This is a genomic window from Neobacillus sp. B24, from assembly GCF_055381825.1.
This window is the reverse complement of the sequence record NZ_AP035777.1, coordinates 1,610,357-1,628,277: the sequence shown is the minus strand read 5'-3', so window position 1 is coordinate 1,628,277 and position 17,921 is coordinate 1,610,357. Positions and strand designations below refer to the sequence as shown.

Genomic DNA, 17,921 nt, shown 5'->3' with positions numbered 1-17,921 from the left:
CGAGAAGGTTCAAATCACCATACAGCTTAATGTTACATACGATAACTATACAAACGCCTAGATACCATAATAAATGAGGGGTGATTATGGAATTTTCATTAATCTCAGTAAATGTTGCAGCCCAAAAATCCGCAAACCATCATGACCAAACCATTCAACTCTCTTCAAAATTGTCGCAACAGTTACAACTGAACAATACGAAAACAATTACAATTTCGCTGGGAAAAACAGCAGTAACTGCGAATATCCAAATAAGAGATATGGCAGCCCACGAGCTGCTCGTCTCTGAAAATATCTTTAGAAAATTTAGCCTCCCGCTTAATAGATACAAGTTTCAAGCCTTCTACCAAGAAAAAACTCACACCTTGCTGCTCGGTCCCGTAATCGGATTAGTAACAGATTTCCCGGTCAAGGAGCACGAGGAACCAAATTTCAGAAGTATTCATGCGTTTTGTGAAGAACTTCACCGTGGGACCCAGGAACGCGGAGGTTTACTCTATGTGTATCGTCATGATCAATTTCCCAATCAGGGATATTATTTTAATGATGATACCTGGGTTCCTGCAGCGTTACCACTTCCCGATGTTATTTATAACCGAATTCATTCCCGCAAACTAGAATACAGTCCTTCATTTAAAAGATTTCGCAGCCAACTTGAACAACTGGGAATTCCACTTTTTAATGACCGGTTTTTGTCAAAATGGGATGTCTACCAACTGGTAAGCAATGACGATCAACTTATATCCAGACTCCCAGAGACGAAAATTTTTTCAAAAGAAAATCTTTATGACTTTGTACAAACGTATGAAACTGTGTTTCTAAAACCGGTTCATGGCAGCCAAGGCCGGAACATTATTAAAATTACCCGAGAATCAGCGGAGCTATTTTCATTGAAATCCTCATTAAGTCACTGGGAGAAGAATCCCGAGAAACTTTTCCAGCTTTCAGAGCTTTACCCATTTGTCCAACCGTTGTTGCGGGGACGCATTTATGTGATTCAACAAGGGATACCGTTTTTAACCTATGAAACGAGAGCAGTGGATTTCCGAGTACTATGCCATAAGAATTCCAATCATCACTGGGGTATCACCTCGATAATCGCCAGGATTGGAGGCAATGAAGAGTTCGTCTCAAATCTGGCGCGCGGCGGCAGCAGCATGAAACCTCTAACAGTACTGCAAGCAGGTCTGACGAAAAAAGGGGCATATGAAGCATTGGCCCAAATCAAAGCACTGTCATTGGCCATCGCCGAAGCTGTCAGCATTTCGGAACCTGGCATTACTGGTGAGCTTGGGATTGACATCGGTGTGGACCTTGATGGAACACCATGGCTGATTGAAGTAAACTCGAAACCTTCGAAAGGTTTCGAAGATGACCAAGGAAAGATTAGGCCGTCCGCCAGAGCCCTTATCCAGTTTTGTACTATACTCGCATTTGATTTCCTAATAGAAAAGGAGAATTAAACCATGATAACGTTGGGAATTATGTCCCTTTCAATAGACAGTGAAGCTTCCTATATAACTGAAATTGCCAGGCTCGGGGAATCTCTCGGAGTGGAATGCCGCCGCTTTATCCCCTCGAAAATTAACCCGCATACCCTAAATGTTCAAGGTAAAAAATTTGATTTCGAGTCGCAATCCTGGGAGGATGCACAGTTTCCGATTCCGGCCATCCTTTATGACCGCTGCTTTTACGGTGATGATGAGCACTCCAAACAATGCCTGCCCATTGTCTCCTGGCTAAAAAACCGGGAGGATATTACCTTTTTAGGCTATGGGCTTCCTAACAAGCTGGAGTTGTATCAAGCCTTAAAGGACACGGTATTGTCGGCCTACCTGCCGCCGACCCTATCTGTTCTTGATCCCAGTGCTGTTTTAAAAGAACTTCACACCCGAAAAAGAATCATCATCAAGCCAATCAACGGCTCGCAGGGCTATGGGATTTACTATTTACGGAAAAGTGACAAAACCTTTCATGTGAAAACAGAAAAACAGCAACAGATTATATCGCGAATTTTTCCTAATGAGGCAAAGCTGACTGGATGGCTGCAATCATTATTGCGCCGGCATCAATACCTCATGCAGCCATACCTTGAGTTGTCCAATCAGGACTCTCAACCGTTTGATATTCGCATCCTGTTGCAAAAAAATGACAAAGGGGTTTGGGGTGAACGCGGCAGAGGAATCCGGGTCGGGACAACCGGCGGGATCCTTTCAAATTTAAGCGCCGGAGGATCGGCGATTACCTTTAGCGAATGGGCAGCAGCCATTCCGCCTGCCAAGGTTGAATACATGAAACAAGAGCTGGAGTACATTCTTCGGGAACTACCTCTGCTCTTAGAAACAGAATTTTTGCCTTTGTTTGAGCTTGGCGTTGATATCGGCATCGCTAAAAACGGCTCGATTTGGATTCTTGATATCAACTCGAAGCCTGGCCGGAAGGTTCTCCTGCAAACCCGGCCAAATTTGAAAGACATACTTTTCCGGGCTCCATTACTTTATGCAGTACTCCTTTCCCAGACAGATGCTAAAGAAAGGAAGAACATGTATGAGAAAACGTTATCACATTGAAGTAGCTCAAAACGACCAGCTTATCGTTTTTTGCCCTCCTGCTTTTCTGGAGGGCAAGGCACTGACCAAAATTGCCTTTGGTTCAAAATCAATGGAGGTGGATTTCCGCCCCCACCCTGACAGCAATAATCGGATTGTCATCAGCCGCGCGATGCAAAAAGTACTGCAATTTCCAAATTTAAACCTTCCACTCCATGCATTTGTCGATAATGGGGTACTCTCAATCGGACCGCTTGTCGGCATTTTCACCGCAGGCTTTACCCAGCCCTCACAACAGCCAATCGGAGAACGGACTGCCTTTTTTTCCAAGCTTTTATCCGTCAGCAAAAATGTCGGGGCATGTGTGTTCATTTTTGGAGAGCAGCACATTGATTGGGAGCAAGGAACGATCGAGGGGCTCTTTTTCCAAAATCAAAGCTGGAAGAGTATCGAAGTGCCATTTCCAAATGTCATTTATGACCGGCTGCCCAATCGCAAAAGTGAAAACAGCCGAAAATTAACGAGGGTAAAACAGCGGCTGCAAAAGGATTACCTTATCCCTTGGTATAATCCCGGCTTTTTCAACAAGCTTGATATTTATGAACGGCTCCTTCAAGACGGTACCGTTGAAAACTATCTTCCGGAAACCCATCCCTTCACTTCCTTTTCCGGGATTGAAAGTATGCTGGCAAAGTACGGCCATGTTTATATTAAGCCACGAAATGGCAGTCTGGGGCTCGGGATTCACCAAATCTTATATGACCGAGATTCCGGTGATTATTATTGCCGCTACCAGGACCGGGATGAAGTCAACCGTTTGCGGAAATTTCCCAGCTTAGAAAAATTGTTTAAATGGGTCTTCCCCGATCAATCGCTGCAGAATATGGTCGTACAGCAAGGAATTCATTTAATTCGTTCTGACCAGCGCGCCGTCGATTTTCGCGTCCATACCAATAAGGATGAGGCAGGAAATTGGCAGGTAACGGCGATTGCTGCAAAAATTGCCGGTCAAGGCGCCGTGACAACCCATAAACGTAACGGCGGCGAAATTAAAACGATTGCAGAAATTTTTCCAAATGAAGAATGTGAACTATACACTGAAAAACTTTCAACAGCCGCCCTTGCATTAAGCAAGGCGTTGGAGCGGAACATTTCTGGAATTATTGGAGAAATCGGTTTTGATTTGGGGATCGACCGCAATGGTGATGTATGGCTGTTTGAAGCCAACTCCAAACCGGGCAGATCGATTTTCTGCCATCCGAAATTGCAGCAATTTGATTTCCTCACCCGAAAATTATCTCTCGCTTTTGCTGTCTATTTAACCGAGCAATCACTACTGCATCCAGAGGAAATATTCAAATGAACAGGTGTTTAACACGCCCTGTGGTCGGGATTATGGCGGGGCGAAAATCCAATGGCAATATAACCGGTAATGGACCATTGTTTATAGAACTGCAAAAAAAGCTTATTTCACTGGGTGGAATAAGCTTTGTGTTTACCCATGAGGATGCTGGGAAAGACTTTATTGACGGCTATATATTCCATCCAGAAGAAAACAGCTGGAAGAAGGAGCGGTTCCCCTACCCTGATCTCGTTTATAATCGAATCCCCTTTCGCAAAGCCGAGGAGCAGGAGGAGTGCCGGAGCTTTTTTTCCTTATTAAAAGAAAAAAATATTCCATTCTTTAATCCATGTTTTATTGATAAATTTGAATTATTTCAACTGTTAAAAGAGCATCCAGTACTAAAGCGTTACATGCCGGACACGATGTTAGTTACGTCTGCAGATGAATTGCATGCCTTTCTAACCACGCATAGCAGCATTTACTTAAAGCCTGCCAATTCTTCAAAAGGGAAAGGGATTTTTCGTTTATCTTTAGATGCAGAACATAAGCTGCAACTGCAAGGCCGAAAAACGTCACAGAGATTTCCATACTTCCTGCAGTTTTGGGAGGAATGGCACGAAGAACTGCTTGCAAGAAAATATTTAGCCCAGGAAGAAATTGACTCCGCACAATACGAGGGGTTTCGTTATGACTTCCGGATTCTTGCCCATGGTGCTCCTAAGGGATATAGAGTAACAGGCATTGGTATCAGGCAATCACAGGAACAAGACATAACCACCCATATCCCCTCGGGCGGCAGAATGCTTCCATACCAACAGGTGCAGACCGCCGCCCATGATGAATTTATCCATACCATCGTCTCTCCAGTCGGCACGGCCCTCTCGGAGCAGTTTGGCTACTTCGGGGAGTTTTCGATTGATGGAGCTGTCAGCACAACCGGGGACTATTATATTTTTGAAGTCAATTCAAAACCAATGAGCTTTGATGAGCCGGAAATCGAAGCCCAAAAAATCGAGCAGCTCTGCCAGCTATTCCTCCGGCTTTCCAAAAAATTTATTTAAATCTCTCCTAAAACAGGTTAAGCTTAAGAAGTAACCAAGTTTACCACAGGGGGATTCTGACGATGATTACGCACTTTCAATTTAAACCATTATTCGAAAATAAAAATATTCCCGGCTGGAATTTTTCCTTTTATTATAAAAAACATAGATATACGGGTGTCTATCATCAAACCGGCATGATTGAATGGACCTCGATTACCCCGGAACAAGAGGAAATACAAGCGCTAAAGAGTCAGATTCATGAATTAATGCTTTATCATGTCTATGAATAATCACGCCAGCTTTTTGCATGAAAATGGTACCTTCTTCTTAAACTAAGGAAAGATTTTCATGAAAAGGGGCGATGGCCATGGACGAGAAAAAAGGCTCTAACTATGAAGGCAGAGACAAAGCCTATGTGGATATCGACAGAATGATTAATGAGGGAATGTCCGGCGGTTCGGTGTATGCCCGCCATGATACCACAAATATTGAAGAAGCACGGGAACTTCCCGAAGAAGAACCACCCCATCAAACCTAATGAACAAGCCGGGTCAAACGATCCGGCTTTTTTACATACTTAAGTCTGTTATAATAGGAGCCATACATAATTGTATTGGGGAAATGAATGATATGCTAAAAAAACTATTATCCGTATTTGAAAATTCCGTCCTATTTTCACAAAGGCCGCAACTGCCATCAAAGGATTACTATTTATTTTTTGATGAGGCCGATAACCATTGGCTTGGCATTCCGAAGACAGACATCAGCGAAAAAGAATTAAATTTACTTAAAACATTATATCAATTGGTTGAGGAGCAGCCAGCAGCAGTCGATACGGCATCGGGTAAGTGGCATAGATTTTTATTGTATGATGGGCCACTCCCAGTTACACCAACGGACGAAGAATTTCGCTTTATTCAATTCCAAACCAATGGATCCCCTACTAGTCAATCTGAAATCGAGGCTGCCTTAAAGGGTTTTTTCACTGAGGACGTCATCATTATTTGGGAAAGTCCTGTTAAGGGAGCCGTCATTGAAGGGAAGAAACAAATTTCTCTTTCTGAGGAAGAGTTAATTGCAATGTCCGAAACATTAGAAAGTGATTTATATGTAAAAATTTCTTTCTTCGTAGGAAAACTCTATCGATTATCAGCACTTCTTCCAGGGATTTTTAAACGGGAACGGGAATATTTTGACTTTGCTGTCACACATTTAGCTAATTCCCGGTTGTTTACCTATGAACGAATTTTCCCGGCCTATCTGGCCAGCCATTTGTCCATGGAGTTAATGGAACATATTCCTAATGAAATCTTTGAACTATTTACGGGCGATCCGGAGATGTACTCTACGATCAAAGTATTTCTTGAAAACAATTTAAATGCCAGCATGACAGCAAAAAAACTATACATCCACCGTAATACGCTGCAATACCGGCTAGAAAAATTTACGGAGAAAACAGGAATTGGCTTAAAAGATTTTTACGGAGCATTTACGGTTTTTCTAGCCTGTCAGCTTTTTGAACAGCAGCAAAACTGACAACCTGCCCAAAAAAACCGCTTTCATTTTTGTGCAGCCTGACCCTACAGATTATTCTTCTTTCCTTGTAAACTGATGGTAAGAGGAAAAACAAGGAGGGCTTGCCAAATGGCTGAGTTAAAATTAGATCATATTTATAAAATTTATGATAACAAAGTAACTGCAGTAAAGGACTTTAATTTACACATTGATGATAAGGAATTTATCGTATTTGTTGGCCCATCAGGCTGCGGTAAATCGACAACCTTGAGAATGATTGCCGGTCTTGAGGAAATTTCCCAAGGTGATTTCTTCATTGACGGGAAACGTGTAAATGATGTAGCACCGAAAGATCGCGACATTGCGATGGTATTCCAAAACTATGCTCTTTACCCACATATGACAGTGTATGATAACATGGCATTCGGGTTGAAGCTTCGCAAATTTCCGAAAGATGAAATTGATCGCCGAGTGAAAGAAGCGGCCAAAATTCTTGGACTTGAAGCTTATTTAACTCGTAAACCAAAGGCGCTTTCTGGCGGTCAGCGTCAGCGTGTGGCTCTTGGACGTGCGATTGTCCGTGATGCGAAGGTATTCTTAATGGACGAGCCATTATCCAACCTTGATGCCAAGCTTCGCGTTCAAATGCGTGCAGAAATTGCCAAACTGCACCGCCGCTTAAATACAACAACGATCTATGTAACCCACGACCAAACAGAAGCAATGACAATGGCTACTCGCCTTGTCGTTATGAAGGATGGAATCATCCAACAGGTCGGTTCGCCTAAAGAAGTATATGAAAAGCCAGAGAACGTGTTTGTTGGCGGCTTTATCGGCTCCCCTGCGATGAACTTCTTTACTGGAAAGTTGGAAGATGGCAAATTTGTAATCGGTAAAAATGTGATTTCCGTTCCAGAAGGAAAAATGAAATATCTTCGCGAACAGGGCTATGTCGGAAAATCAATGATTTTAGGAGTCCGCCCTGAAGATATCCATGATGAGCCAGTATTCATCGAATCTTCTTCCGGTACAAAAATTCAAGCTAATATTGATGTTGCTGAGTTAACCGGTGCAGAATTAATGGTATACTCAAGCGTCGATGGCCAAGATTTTGTTGCCCGACTAGATTCCCGTGCCGATGTAAAACCTGGTGATAGCCTGGCACTCGCTTTCGATTTAAATAAAGCACACTTCTTTGACAGTGAGACGGAACTTCGCGTTCGCCCACAATCAGAGAAATAATATTTCCTTTAAAAAGAGGCTGACAACTGTCGGCCTCTTATTCTTTAATAAATATAACATCATCCTGATGGCAGGCCGGGCAGCGAAACAGATGTGGACACTTATGGCCGGAATGCGTATCAGCATAGCCATCCTCCATCTTCATTAAATCAATTTCCATATACGGGCTATAATCATCATAATAGTCCATTAATCTGCCGCTTTCCATCATCGGTTCCCCACAGTTCGTACATAATAAAAAAACATCCCTAAGGCCATTGCAAACCGGGCATATTGACATTCAGCTCACCCTTTTGATTTTGATTTAGCCATAGTTTGCGTATTTTATGGACCGGATAATAGGGAATAAATTTCCATTCAAAAAAATCGAATAAGCTCTCACAAATTAGTCATAATAATGATTACAACCCACCAATCACCAACAGGGTTAAACAACTTTCACCGATGGATGAAGCCATACAAGGGTTACAACCGGTGCAACTCCGGTTCATCCAACTAAGAAAAGCGGAAGCGCCTCGAACAGGGGTGACAGGCATAAGACGAGCCGGCAGGAAGGCTGCTCTTTAGCCTTCAGGACGGATTGGCTGTAGACCTTCGAGCCCCTAGGCGCTGAAGCTGGACATTATCTTAACATGGGTTAGGCCATGGTGGCTTTCCTAATATGGTTCAATTCCATACTAACCCCAAAATAAATAAGAGGAGTGTTATTCAACTATGGCAAGTAACAACAACTCTAACCAACTTTTAGTACCAGGAGTACAACAAGCACTTGATCAAATGAAGTATGAGATTGCTCAAGAATTTGGCGTAAATCTTGGCGCAGACACTACTTCTCGTGCTAACGGATCTGTCGGAGGAGAGATCACTAAGCGTCTTGTATCAATGGCTGAGTCTCAACTTGGCGGTTTCCAACGCTAATTAAAGTAAAAACTGATTGAAACAAATTAATAATATGGCTTAGAAACCCCCTCCCTTGTCGGAGGGGGTTTCCCCTTGTGCTAAATCATCTTTTCCGGTTTCATCCATTCATCAAATTGCTCTGATGTTACATAGTTTGTTTTTAGAGCTGCTTCCTTTAAGGTGCTATTATCTTTAAAAGCAAGCTTGGCAATTTCGGCCGCCTTTTCATAGCCAATATGCGGATTTAAGGCAGTTACCAGCATTAACGACCGCTCCACGTGCCCCTTAATCACTTCAAGATTCGCCTCAATTCCGACGGCACAATTTTCATTAAAGGAATGAATCCCGTCGGAAAGCAGCCTGATGGATTGAATAAAATTATAAATTATCACCGGCTTAAACACGTTTAGTTCAAAATTCCCCTGGCTTGCTGCAAAACCAATCGTTGCGTCATTTCCAAATACTTGGCAGGCCACCATAGTTAACGCTTCGCTTTGGGTCGGATTGACTTTTCCCGGCATAATGGAACTGCCCGGTTCATTGGCGGGAATATTCAATTCCCCAATTCCGCTTCTCGGACCGCTTGCGAGCCATCTGACGTCATTGGCAATTTTCATCAGGTCGGCGGCAAGTGCCTTTAGCGCACCATGGGTAAGCACGATTTCATCATGGCTAGTAAGGGCATGGAATTTATTTTCCGATGACCGGAAAGGATAACCGGTTAGTTCAGCGATTTGCTTGGCCGCTTCTCGTGCAAATTGAGGCCCGGCGTTAATGCCGGTTCCAACTGCCGTACCGCCAATGGCGAGGTCAAGCATGTAGTGACTTACCTCTGTAATCATTTTTTCATTTTTTTCAAGCATATAGCGCCAGCCGCTAATTTCCTGCCCTAGTGTCAACGGTGTAGCATCCTGGAGATGGGTTCTGCCTATCTTGACGATTTTCGAAAAAGCTTTTTCTTTCTCCAGCAGGGTATTCTTCAGTTCTTTAATTGCTGGCAGCAAATCCTGTGTCAGTTTTTTATAACCTGCAATGTGCATAGCTGTTGGAAACGTATCATTTGAGCTCTGTGACATATTCACATCATCATTTGGGTGAATTACCTCTGTGTGATTTTGTCGGCTTAGCCACTCATTTGCACGATTCGCAATTACCTCGTTGACATTCATATTGGATTGCGTGCCGCTTCCGGTCTGCCATACAGATAGCGGAAAATGTTCATCGTATTTTCCGGTTAGGATTTCGTCACAAATTTTTGTAATAGCATTCATTTTTGTTTCACTAAGCTTGTTTAATGTGAAGTTGACCATTGCGGCCGCCTTTTTTATATACACCAAACCATAAATAAGCTCGAGCGGCATAACTTCACTGCCAATTTTAAAATTTTCCTTGCTTCGCTGGGTTTGCGCCCCCCAAAATCTATCCTGCGGTACGCGGACCTCACCGAGGGTGTCTTTTTCAATACGGTAATTCTCCATACGGATACCACCTTTTTGTAAATTATATATGGATATCCATACATTACCATATAATGTAACAAGAAAAAAACTACAGACACTTAGTCTGCAGTTTAGGCTTTTAAGATTGTATATCCGATATAATAAGAAAGAATTAAGATGCTGCCGATGATAAGGACTACTGAATAATCAGTCATGGATTTCCCACCCCAATGTGAAATTTTTTGGTAAACATTTATACCATAACATTGCCCTTTATGTTTAACAGTGATAAAAATAACACCTTCGTCTTAAGGAAGTGAACTTTTTGTGAACATTTGTCTTTTTGGTGCAACAGGCAGAGTAGGCTCCGTAATTCTGGCCAATGCTTTAGCTAAGCCATTCAACGTCCAGGCGCTCGTGCGGGATAGTAAAAAAATAAAGCAAGAAAATCAACGATTAAGTGTTGCGGAAGGAAATATTTTAAATGAAGCAGCTGTTGCCCGTGTCATGACAGGCGCCGATGTTGTAATTAGTGCGTTAAATACCGGCGGCGGCACAACGCTGTCCGAATCGATGACCTATATTATTAAACATATGAAAAAACAGGGGATTTCAAGGATTATCACGATTGGAACAGCGGGAATCCTCCAGGCCCGAACGGAACCTCTGTTATACCGGTTTCAATCGTCGGAATCGCGGCGCACAACAACAAAGGATGCCGAAGAACATTTAAAGGCCTATTTATTGCTGAAGGATTCCGACCTAGATTGGACAGTTGTCTGCCCGACCTATTTGCCTATTGGTGAAAGAGTCGGAATCTACCGATACCAAAAAGACATGCTCCCGGAGAATCCTTCTTCCATTTCGGTGTTTGATACCGGGGACTTTGCTTTTCAGCAGCTATTTAGCAAGGAATTCATTCGCTGCCGGGTCGGGCTGACCTATTGAATGAAGCAACGTCTATAATAAAAACCTATTGGGTTAGTTGATGAGGGGAAATGAGCTGTGGACTGCTCCAATAAAGACTATTGGCGTAGTTGATGAAGAGAAATCAGCGGCGGACTGCTCCAATAAAGACTATTGGCGTAGTTGATGAGGGGAAATGAGCTGTGGACTGCTCCAATAAAGACTATTGGCGTAGTTGAAGTCCGAAAAACAACTGTGAAATGCTGCAATAAGGTGCTTGAAGACACTTCCACTGGATTCTCCTTTCGTTCTGTCCTCTATAGCATTGATTGAGGACGCGTCACCCTGATTTTTCAAGCTTACTGTCCTCTATCGCCTTCATTGAGGACACTGCCACCGGACTTTCCCTTCGTTCTGTCCTCTATCGCCTTCATTGAGGACACTTCACCCTGATTTTTCAAACGTTCTGTCCTCTATCGCTTCAGCAAGGATCTATTCAACTATTTCCTAATAAACATATTGGCAGCCAATCCTGATAAAACCACAAAAAACACACTGAATTTCCTCTATATGAAATCCAGTGTGTCTTCTTTGTTTGCATCTCTAGGGAGTCCACTTTTTTAACCAGCGAGGCCATGGCCTCCCTGCTGAAGCTGATACATCTGATAATATTTCCCCTTGGCCGCCATCAAGTCATCATGATTTCCCTTTTCCACAATGGCACCACGGTCCAGCACAAGAATTTGATGGGCATTGCGGATGGTCGATAAGCGGTGGGCAATGATAAACGTTGTTCTGCCCTTCATTAACACATCCATCGCTTCTTGAATCAGCGCCTCCGTCTCCGTATCAATGCTTGAGGTCGCTTCATCAAGAATTAAAATTGCCGGATTAAAAGCAAGTGCCCGGGCAAAAGAAATCAATTGACGCTGACCGCTCGATAGCGTACTGCCTTTTTCAATTACCGGTTCATCATAGCCATTCTCTAAATTCTTAAATACCTTTTCCGCACCGACATCCTTCAAGGCTTTTTCAACCTTTTCACGGGTAATTGATGGATCATCTAAGCTGACATTCGATGCAATACTTCCGGTGAACAAATAAGGGTCCTGGAGGACAATCCCCATATGGTCACGGATTGTTTGTCTTGGGAAGGTTTCGATATCCTTACCGTCGATAAGGATTTTTCCTTTTTGGCAGTCATAAAACCTGAACAGCAAATTCATGATCGAGCTTTTTCCGGAACCGGTATGGCCCACCAAGGCAATGGTTTCACCGGGCTTCGCTTCAAAATCGATATTTTTAAGAACGTATTCTCCCTCTTTATAGCCAAATGAAACATTTTCAAATGACACATATCCTTTTATTCTTGAGGTTCGCTCTTCACTGACGTTTTCCCCTGCTTCATCCATGAGCGTAAATACCCGTTCACCGGCTACCAGAGCCTGCTCGAGGTTGGCTAACTGATTGACGATCCCCTGAACTGGCTGGAACAGACGGTTAATATAGTCAACAAACGCATACAGCATACCCAGCGAAATCACATTTGCCGGCAACAGTGCCTGGGCCCCGAAATACCAAATAAACGCCACAAAAACCAAGTTTCTTAGGATCCCTACCAAGTTATGCCCCGTCAAGGCATTCAGGTTTAACAATTTATTCTGATATTTAAAATGACCGTGGTTGAGAGTTTCAAACTCTTCTTTTGTCTGCGCTTCACGATTGAAGGCTTGAATAATGCTCATCCCTTGAATCGATTCGTTAATCATCGCGTTAATGTCACTGTTGCGCGAGCGAATGATCCGATTGTATTTGGAGGCATATTTCCGGTAAATAATCATCCAGATATACAGAAGCGGCAACAACAACAAGCAAATGGCTGCAAGTTTGGCATTTAAAATAAACAACGCGACATAAATACCGGTAATATAAATAACACTTGTAAAAAACGTGGCCAATACAGTAACATATAACTCGCGAATCGCTTCCGTGTCATTGGTAATCCTTGCGACCACCTTTCCCGCCGGAAGATTATCAAAATACTGGATTGGCAGTCGTTGAATTTGGCCGAATACATCCTCGCGCATTTTTTGGATAATCCGGTTGGCCGATTTTTTCAGGACAAACCGTTCGCCGAACTGAAAAAATGCCGAAATCACCATTAAACCGAAATAGATCCCCAGCAATTTCAAAATCCCGGAAATTTCCGGCTGGTAGAAGGCGAGCAGCTCAGGACCTTTTATAATCTGCGCCTTATATTCAGCTTGGTCTGAGCCCTTAGTGATGGTCAGTGTATCTTGTTTTATAGTCCGCTTGCCATCAAATGTAATCTCTTCATCTATAAATACGAATTTTGTTCCGACCTGCAGGATACCGACTCTTTTCCCTTTTTGATCGCTTTCTGTCAGGTACTTTTCCCGTTTATAGTACTTTCCGTTAAAATGCACTGCTTTTTCACCTTTTGTTGTTTCATACCAAGGCGATTCTATTCCTAAAATGTGCTGGTCAATCACGTTTTTGGCGATAAATGGTCCAGCCAAATCAGTAACAACAGAGATGGTCAGCATAACTAAAGCAGCAATGATCATCTTTTTATAGGCTAATGCATAGTTTAATAACCTTCTCCCGGTAGTCATGCTGACACCTCCTCTTTGTTTTCCACTTGCTGACGTAAAAATTGTTCCTGATACCAGCCGCCCTGCTCAAGCAGCCCTTCATGGGTACCTTCCTCCACAATCCTGCCGTCATCCAGAACAATGATGTGGTCGGCATGCTGGACTGCCGACATACGATGCGTCGTAATAATTGTTGTTTTGCCTTGACGCACGTCACGGATATTATCGATGACTGCTTTCTCGGTTTTGGCATCTACCGCCGATAAGGAATCATCGAGAATGAGAATTTCCGGATTTTTGATTAAGGCGCGGGCAATCGAGATTCTTTGCTTTTGACCTCCAGAAAGGGCGACGCCTTTTTCGCCAACTAGCGTTTGCAGCCCTTCCGGAAGCATTTCCAGGTCCTTGCGGAATGCGGCAAGATTAATCGCTGTTTGCAAATCTTCCTCTGTTGCATCTTTGGCGCCAAAAAGAATGTTCTCTTTTACACTTTTTGAAAAAAGTACATGGTCCTGCGGCACATAGCCAATCCAGCTGCGGACCTGCTCCAGGCTTTGCTCTTCCAGCGAGACATCGGCAATCGATAGTTCCCCTTCTCCCAGCGGGTACTGCCGCAATAATTGTTTAATAAACGTTGTTTTGCCGCTGCCTGTCTTGCCGACAATCCCGAGGGTCTGCCCTTGGATTAGTTTCACATTTACCGCTTTCAGATTATCAGTTCTGGATGATGGATAACGAAAAGTCACCTTGTCGTAGTGTATATTATCAGGGTTTTGGATCCCTTTTGGCTCTGCCGGGTTCCCGACATCCTCTTTATATGCGAGAGTTTCATTTACACGGTCTAATGAGGCGTTCCCCCGCTGCATCACATTAATTAACTCGCCGATTGCAAACATCGGCCAAATCAGCATTCCCAAGTAAACATTAAAGGAAACAAGGTTCCCTAAGGTGATTACCTGATGAAAAACGAGATATGCGCCATACCCTAACCCGATTAAATAGCTAATTCCAACAAGGATCTTGATTGTTGGGTCAAATAAGGAGTCGATTCTCGCGACCTTAACGTTTTTTTGATACACATCCTCGGTCAGCTGATGGAACCGCTGTATATCCGCTTTTTCCTGAACATAAGCGCGAATCACCCTTACACCGGCGATAGACTCGAGAACGCGGTCATTCAATTCTCCAAACGCATCCTGCGCCTCCATAAACAGGGAATGAATTTTTTTGCCGTATATTTGAATTAAGATTGCCATAATCGGCAGTGGGATAATTGCTGCCAATGTCAGCTTCCAGCTAATGAAAAATCCCATCGTCAGCAGCAATGTCAGCATCCAGACGCTTGAATCCACCAGTGTTAGTATTCCGAAACCGGCGGTAATCGATATCGCCTTTAAATCATTGGTAGCCCGGGCCATTAAGTCTCCGGTGCGATTTTTTTCATAAAAACCCGGAGTCATTTTTAGCAGGTGGTTCATGAACCGAGAACGTAGTTTCCGTTCCACCAAAAATGCCCCGCCAAATAATTTGTACTGCCAGATATAGGTAATTCCATAGGTTGAGACCATGATGAAAAGCAATATGCCGAGATACTGGAGTATTTTCATCCCGCTCATTCTGCCGACATGGATATCATCGATTGCCATTCCAATCAATTTCGGCGGGATCACTTCCAGAATGCCGACGAATATTAATAAGGAAATCGCCACACAATAGCGCCGCCAATTCTCTTTAAAAAACCAACTTAATTTTTTTAGTACTGAAAACATGGATGTCTTCCCCCTTTGTATTTCTGCTAGCCGCCTTCAAGATCTCCTGCTTTGTGTGAGAGCCTGATTTTTCTGTTTAGTAACATCGGTATTTCCCCCTTTATTTTGTTTTGAAAAAAAATAAGGCATACCGCAGGATTGTGCAGTATGCCTCACGTAAAAATTGAGACAAAAAAACACACGTCACGAGTCAATAACGCACGCAACCTGTGTGATTGGTTTATTAAATGATGGCCCTGTTTTTAAAAGGAAACCACGTTTGGACAGGTTACGTCAGCATATTCAGTTGTGCTTTTCACTCTGTTTAACATAGTCATTTCGTAACCCTCCATTTCCTTTTTTTCTTACTTTGTTAGATTATCACTCGGTATTTTAAATGTCAATTCCCAAATTTCAGAAATTTATCCCTGTTTATCGTCGCCGACCCAGACGGCGGTTCCGTAGGCAATGATTTCTGATGCGCCCTGCATGACCGAACTTGACTGCAGTCTCATCCCGACAATGGCATTAGCCCCGAAATCGCGTGCTTCCTCTACCATCCGGTCAATCGCCTTTTTCCTGGCTTCGTTTAACATTTCGGTATATTCCTTAATTTCGCCGCCAACAATGGTTTTCAGGCCCGCCAATAAATCCTTGCCAATATGCTTCGATTGAACCGTACTTCCCTTCACAAAACCGATGTACTCCTTAATCTCCTTACCGGGAACAGACTCTGTCGTTACAATGATCATCTTGAGCACCTCTTTTCTGGCTATCTACTATTATTTTACTTTTCAAGAGGATGGTTTCATTCTTTTATTTTTCAAATGTTAACATAATTTTCATATATTTGGACGAACCAGGGCTGAATTTTCTGTTAAATTAAATTCGATATAATAAAAAAGGACGGTGGCATATGCTTAAGAAATCTCGACAGATACCAGAGGAATTACACAAAATGAGGTCGATAAATGCACGGATGATCCTATTAGAGCAAGACAAGTGGAGCTATTATGCTGCAGAAAAAGGTTTTGAAGGTGAAGGCAGGTTCGATGAATTAACCGCGAAACTTCAAAATCAATGCTATATCATCAATGGTTTGCTTCTAAAGCTTGGCAACAAATATTTCCAAATCGACACAGTGCTTATCTATCAAAGAACAATCTATCTTATTGATGTTAAAAATTTTGAAGGCGAATATATTTATGAGCCTAAGAAACTTAAGACTATGGCAGGGAAAGAGATTGATGATCCGCTAATCCAGTTGCAGCGGTGCGAATCACTGTTTCGCCAATTACTTCAACAATATGGGTTAAAATACACTACCGAGGCCTATCTGGTTTATATCAACCCCGATTTCACCTTATATCAAGCTCCTCCAAATGATTCGGTGATTCTTCCAACAAAACTTAATCGCTTTTTGAAAAAATTGAATTCAGAATTTTCTACCCTTACGAAAGGACATGAGAAGCTCGCAGATCTATTAGTTTCGCTCGATATGGGAGTTTACCCTTATTCAACCTATCCTGCTTATACCTATGACGGGTTACAAAAAGGTATTATTGGTCCATCGTCGCACCAGCTGTCTACCTTTGTTCGGGGCAATAAGATTGTATGTGCGGAAACTGGTTTGGAAGAATCGGTGCAATCGGCAGTTATGCGAAGTGTCGATGAATTGATATTACTTTTTCCGGAATTCCAAGTGACTACAAATCTGGTATTTGAGTGGTGCGGGGGACTTGTTCCTAAAAAAACAATTAGACAAATTCTTTTAAAAAATTATCAATTAAAAGGCTATGGGAGATGGGTTTATTTTGTAAGTAAGGAATAATGGGATTTTGGTCACGTAGAACTTCTCTACGTTACCGGTTTCTCTTATTTCCAGCGATTTTGGGCACGTAGAACCTCTCTACGTTACCTTTTTCTCTGGTTTCCCGCGATTTTGGGCACGTAGAACCTTTCTACGTGACCGGTTTCTCTTATTTTCAACAAATTTGGGCACGTAGAACCTTTCTACGTGACCTTTTTCTCTGGTTTCCCACGAATTTGGGCACGTAGAACCTTTCTACGTGACCGGTTTCTCTTATTTTCAACAAATTTGGGCACGTAGAACCTTTCTACGTGACCTTTTTCTCTGGTTTCCCGCGATTTTGGTCACGTAGAACCTTTCTACGTGACCGGTTTCTCTTATTTTCAACAAATTTGGGCACGTAGAACCTTTCTACGTGACCTTTTTCTCTGGTTTCCCGGGATTTTGGGCACGTAGAACCTTTCTACGTGACCGGTTTCTCTTATTTCCAACAAATTTGGGCACGTAGAACCTCTCTACGTTACCGGTTTCTCTTATTTCCAACAAATTTGGGCACGTAGAACCTCTCTACGTGACTTTTTTCTCTTGTTTCCAGCGATTTTGGGCACGTAGAACCTCTCTACGTGACCTTTTTCTCTGGTTTCCCGCGATTTTGGGCACGTAGAACCTTTCTCGTTACCTGTTTCTCTGGGTACCCAGCCGTTTTGGGCACGTACAGCACCTCTACGTTACCGGTTTCTCTGATACCCAGCGGTTTTGGGCACGTACAGCACCTTTACGTTACCGGTTTCTCTGGCACCCAGCCGTTT

General features: G+C 42.9%; 16 protein-coding genes. 11 read left to right on the top strand and 5 right to left on the bottom strand.

The genetic code is table 11. The features are described 5' to 3' along the window. Positions 1 to 86: 86 nt before the first annotated feature. The 8 genes from ACZ43M_RS08140 (at position 87) to ACZ43M_RS08105 (ending at position 7,694) form a co-directional block, all read left to right on the top strand. Positions 87 to 1,463: a YheC/YheD family endospore coat-associated protein gene (locus ACZ43M_RS08140; RefSeq protein WP_464506904.1), complete on the top strand. Its 1,377-nt coding sequence runs from the start codon at positions 87 to 89 to the stop codon at positions 1,461 to 1,463. Between the two features lie 3 nt (positions 1,464 to 1,466). Beyond that, positions 1,467 to 2,570: a YheC/YheD family endospore coat-associated protein gene (locus ACZ43M_RS08135; RefSeq protein ID WP_464506903.1), complete on the top strand. Its 1,104-nt coding sequence runs from the start codon at positions 1,467 to 1,469 to the stop codon at positions 2,568 to 2,570. Further along, positions 2,548 to 3,912 (top strand): YheC/YheD family endospore coat-associated protein, encoded by a 1,365-nt coding sequence (locus ACZ43M_RS08130; protein WP_464506902.1) that lies wholly within the window; start codon positions 2,548 to 2,550, stop codon positions 3,910 to 3,912. The genes ACZ43M_RS08135 and ACZ43M_RS08130 overlap by 23 nt, the downstream gene beginning before the upstream one ends. Then, positions 3,909 to 4,955: a YheC/YheD family endospore coat-associated protein gene (locus tag ACZ43M_RS08125; protein WP_464506901.1), complete on the top strand. Its 1,047-nt coding sequence runs from the start codon at positions 3,909 to 3,911 to the stop codon at positions 4,953 to 4,955. Before ACZ43M_RS08130 ends, ACZ43M_RS08125 begins: the two co-directional genes overlap by 4 nt. A 62-nt stretch (positions 4,956 to 5,017) precedes the next feature. Beyond that, entirely contained in the window at positions 5,018 to 5,227 is a 210-nt protein-coding gene (locus ACZ43M_RS08120) for a YheE family protein (protein ID WP_464506900.1), read from the top strand. A gap of 77 nt (positions 5,228 to 5,304) precedes the next feature. Beyond that, complete coding sequence (locus ACZ43M_RS08115; protein ID WP_464506899.1) at positions 5,305 to 5,475, top strand: hypothetical protein; 171 nt, start codon at positions 5,305 to 5,307, stop codon at positions 5,473 to 5,475. A gap of 92 nt (positions 5,476 to 5,567) precedes the next feature. Next, entirely contained in the window at positions 5,568 to 6,473 is a 906-nt protein-coding gene (locus ACZ43M_RS08110) for a PucR family transcriptional regulator (RefSeq protein WP_464506898.1), read from the top strand. A 108-nt stretch (positions 6,474 to 6,581) separates the two neighbouring features. Beyond that, positions 6,582 to 7,694, top strand: a complete 1,113-nt coding sequence (locus ACZ43M_RS08105; RefSeq protein ID WP_464506897.1) for an ABC transporter ATP-binding protein — start codon at positions 6,582 to 6,584, stop codon at positions 7,692 to 7,694. Positions 7,695 to 7,731: 37 nt separating this feature from the next. Here the strand turns inward: ACZ43M_RS08105 and ACZ43M_RS08100 are convergent, their stop codons facing one another. Further along, on the bottom strand, positions 7,732 to 7,974 hold the full coding sequence (locus ACZ43M_RS08100; RefSeq protein ID WP_464506896.1) for a hypothetical protein: 243 nt from the start codon (positions 7,972 to 7,974) through the stop codon (positions 7,732 to 7,734). 434 nt (positions 7,975 to 8,408) lie between these two features. Here ACZ43M_RS08100 and ACZ43M_RS08095 point away from each other — a divergent pair, with 434 nt between their 5' ends. Further along, positions 8,409 to 8,612, top strand: coding sequence for a small, acid-soluble spore protein, alpha/beta type (locus ACZ43M_RS08095; protein ID WP_464506895.1), 204 nt, complete (start codon positions 8,409 to 8,411; stop codon positions 8,610 to 8,612). 80 nt (positions 8,613 to 8,692) lie between these two features. Here the strand turns inward: ACZ43M_RS08095 and fumC are convergent, their stop codons facing one another. Beyond that, the gene (gene fumC / locus ACZ43M_RS08090) at positions 8,693 to 10,072 is read right to left on the bottom strand and encodes a class II fumarate hydratase (protein ID WP_464506894.1); all 1,380 of its coding nucleotides are present in this window, start codon (positions 10,070 to 10,072) and stop codon (positions 8,693 to 8,695) included. Positions 10,073 to 10,360: 288 nt separating this feature from the next. On the opposite strand from fumC, the gene ACZ43M_RS08085 reads away from it, so the two are divergent. Then, positions 10,361 to 10,981, top strand: a complete 621-nt coding sequence (locus ACZ43M_RS08085; RefSeq protein ID WP_464506893.1) for an NAD(P)-dependent oxidoreductase — start codon at positions 10,361 to 10,363, stop codon at positions 10,979 to 10,981. A gap of 578 nt (positions 10,982 to 11,559) precedes the next feature. On the opposite strand, the gene ACZ43M_RS08080 is transcribed toward ACZ43M_RS08085, so the two are convergent. The 3 genes from ACZ43M_RS08080 to ACZ43M_RS08070 form a co-directional block, all read right to left on the bottom strand. Further along, the gene (locus tag ACZ43M_RS08080; RefSeq protein WP_464506892.1) at positions 11,560 to 13,575 is read right to left on the bottom strand and encodes an ABC transporter ATP-binding protein; all 2,016 of its coding nucleotides are present in this window, start codon (positions 13,573 to 13,575) and stop codon (positions 11,560 to 11,562) included. Beyond that, complete coding sequence (locus tag ACZ43M_RS08075) at positions 13,572 to 15,323, bottom strand: ABC transporter ATP-binding protein (RefSeq protein ID WP_464506891.1); 1,752 nt, start codon at positions 15,321 to 15,323, stop codon at positions 13,572 to 13,574. Before ACZ43M_RS08075 ends, ACZ43M_RS08080 begins: the two co-directional genes overlap by 4 nt. Before the next feature lie 401 nt (positions 15,324 to 15,724). Next, a complete protein-coding gene (locus tag ACZ43M_RS08070; protein WP_464506890.1) occupies positions 15,725 to 16,054 on the bottom strand; it encodes a YbjQ family protein in 330 nt (109 codons plus the stop codon). A gap of 164 nt (positions 16,055 to 16,218) precedes the next feature. Between ACZ43M_RS08070 and ACZ43M_RS08065 the strand changes: the two genes are divergently transcribed. Continuing rightward, positions 16,219 to 17,133, top strand: a complete 915-nt coding sequence (locus ACZ43M_RS08065; protein ID WP_464506889.1) for a nuclease-related domain-containing protein — start codon at positions 16,219 to 16,221, stop codon at positions 17,131 to 17,133. Positions 17,134 to 17,921 lie beyond the last annotated feature (788 nt).